The organism is Pedobacter sp. HMWF019 (assembly GCF_003061025.1).
Taxonomy (GTDB): Bacteria; Bacteroidota; Bacteroidia; order Sphingobacteriales; family Sphingobacteriaceae; genus Pedobacter.
In genome coordinates this window covers 1-2,469 of the sequence record NZ_QAIL01000349.1, presented here as the reverse complement: position 1 = coordinate 2,469, position 2,469 = coordinate 1, and the positions used below count along the sequence as shown (strand labels likewise).

Annotated in this window: 1 protein-coding gene; it reads left to right on the top strand. The window is 49.7% G+C overall.

The window, feature by feature from the left end; genetic code table 11:
* Positions 1–2,469 (top strand): putative Ig domain-containing protein (locus DBR11_RS19220; RefSeq protein WP_199233890.1); only part of this gene is annotated, 2,469 nt, incomplete at both ends.

Here is a 2,469-nt window from a genome sequence, read left to right as displayed (position 1 = left end):
GGTACCTGTGCCAATGCACAACGTGTACCGGTTACTGTAACTGTTAACCCGGCCATTGTTTTTGCGACAACAACTTTAAGCAATGCAACCGTCGCTTCTACTTATTCAAAACAGATCAATCCAGCTACTGGAGGAACACCGGCATTTACCTATACAGCAGATCCTTCCACCCCTCTGCCTGCTGGTTTATCTCTGGGTACCAATGGTGCGATCGGAGGTACCCCAACTGCTGCTGGTAATTTTACCTTCTCGGTGATGGCGACAGACAGCAAAGGATGTACTGCGACTGCAGCTTATACTTTAAGGGTAACTGCGGCGATGGCCTTACCGACTGCTACTTTACCTAACGGTATTGTAGGGGCACTGTATCCGGTACAAACTCTTCCCGCGGCAACAGGAGGTACAACTCCTTATACCTATACCGCAACTAACCTGCCTCCGGGACTCACCTTTGATCCGGCAACTCGCCAGATCTCCGGCACACCAACTCAAAAAGGTACTTATACCATTCCGGTAACCGCTACTGATGCCAACGGAAATACAGTATCTACAGATTATACCATTATCGTTAGAGACCCACTGGTATTACCAACTGCAACGCTCGCTGATGGTACAGTTGGTACTCCTTACCCTACTCAAACCATTCCTCAGGCTACCGGCGGTAACGGACCTTATACCTATGCCGCAACTGGATTGCCTCCGGGACTGAACTTTGATCCGGCAACTCACCAGATCACTGGTACACCGACTTTAGCAGGTACCTATACCATTCCGGTAAAAGTAACCGATGCCGATGGAAACACCATTACCACAAACTACACCATTAAGGTAACCAATCCATTAGTACTGCCAGCAAAAGTTCTTGCCGACGGTACAACCGGAACTCCATATGCAACAGAGACCCTGCCTTCGGCAACCGGTGGAACAGGCCCTTATACTTACCTGGCCAGCAACCTGCCTCCGGGACTAAGCTTTGATCCGGCAACTCGCCAGATTTCCGGCACACCGACACAGTCCGGTTCATTCAATATCTCTGTTAAAGTTACCGATGCGGCTAATGCAACCGTAACCCAAACCTATGCCCTGAAAGTGAATGGCGTACTTTCTTTACCAAATGCGACTTTAGCTGATGGACTGGTAGGAAAGCCTTATACTTCTCTGCCTTTACCAGCAGTAACCGGTACAGGTACTGCGCCATATACTTATGCAGCAACAGGCTTACCGGCAGGACTTACTTTTGACCCGGCCACCAGGATCATCTCGGGTACACCAACTATCGGTGGTACCTTTACCATTAAAATGACCGTAACTGATACTAACGGTTTATCAACAAGTACGGATTACGCACTTAAAGTTAATGTTGCTCCTCCTGCTGTTGCCGCTGCAAGTACCTGCAACGCCAGCACTGCTACACTAACTGTATCCAACATCCAGGCCGGTGTTACCTACAACTGGTACGCGGCAACTGGAAGTACCCCGGTATTTACAGGAACATCCTTCACTACACCTGCATTAACAACCAATACCACTTATTATGTAGAAGCCGTTTCAGGAACTGCAGTGAGCACACGTACAGCGGTTAATGTAACCATCAACCCTGCGCCTGCCCTGGCTTCGGTATCAACCAACAGTGAAACCATCAGTCCGGGACAAACTGCAACCTTACAGGCTACTGCCGATGCAGGCAATACCATTAACTGGTACTCTGCAGCAACTGGTGGTACAGCTATTGCAACCGGTACAAGCTTCACTACACCTGTCCTGGCGGCAACCACAACCTATTATGTGGAAACTCAAAGTCCAGCCGGATGTGTAAGTGCAACCAGGGTACCGGTAACTGTGACCGTGACTTCTGGTCCGGTCAACCCGAACTGTAATGCTGCAACCAAACAGCAAAGTGGCATCGATGGAATCTGCCTGCTGTGCGGCATCTCTGATCCTGGAAATTCTACCGATGCAGACGTTAACAACTTTACCCGCATCAACCTTGCTGTTGGTGTAGGTGCTACAGGTTACCAGCGTTTAATCTTCGCTAACACCGGTGCAAGTACAGACAGTATTCGTCTGGACCTGGCTACGCCGGTTGGACTGGCAGACCTGAGTGTACTGGGCGGAATTACCGTGAAAGTATACAACGGATCTACTTTAGTTAAAACCTATCCGCTGAACTCTACCCTGCTCAATCTGCAACTCCTTACAGGCAACAGGTTCAAAGCTACCCTGCCTGCAGGCGGTGTTTATGACCGTGTAGAAGTGAGCTTTGGAGCGCTGGTTGCTGCACTAAGCAGCCTGGACATCTATGGGGCTGAGGTGATCTATCCAAACCCTACCGTAGCGGCAACCGGCAGAAACATCTGCTCTGGAAGCACAGCAACATTATCAGCTACAGCCAATGGCGGAACCACTTTAAAATGGTATGCTTCGGCCACAAGTGGTACTGCTTTAGCTACCGGACCAACCTTTACGACT